The organism is Kitasatospora sp. SC0581, assembly GCF_048159585.1.
Taxonomy (GTDB): Bacteria; Actinomycetota; Actinomycetes; order Streptomycetales; family Streptomycetaceae; genus Kitasatospora.
This window is the reverse complement of record NZ_JBLRWA010000317.1, coordinates 1-319: the sequence shown is the minus strand read 5'-3', so window position 1 is coordinate 319 and position 319 is coordinate 1. Positions and strand designations below refer to the sequence as shown.

General features: G+C 79.0%; 1 pseudogene. It reads right to left on the bottom strand.

Features of this window, described 5'->3' with window-relative positions:
* A pseudogene (locus tag ACLWS4_RS38275) lies at nucleotides 1-244 on the bottom strand (FUSC family protein); the annotation flags it as partial.
* Between the last annotated feature and the right edge of the window lie 75 nt (nucleotides 245-319).

Here is a 319-nt window from a genome sequence, read left to right as displayed (position 1 = left end):
CGGCCCCGGCCGCGACGGCGAGGCTGGCCCGGGGCCGGAAGCTGCGCGGGAAGGTCGCCGAGCCGGCGATGAACGCGCCCATCGCGGCCGAGGTGGCGAGCGCGACCCCGCCGAGCGCGAGGGGCGGGAAGAGCACCAGCGCCACCGCGACCGCCCCGCGCACCGCCCGCTTGGGGTCGGTGAGCGCCCGGTCCAGGGTGAGCCCGGTCCGCGCGGTGTCACGAAGTGCGGCGAACCCGGACAAAGCGCCATCCTAGGGCGTGATCTCCGGGGCCGGGCCCCACCTCCGGCGGAGCCGCGCCGCCACCCACAGCAGGGC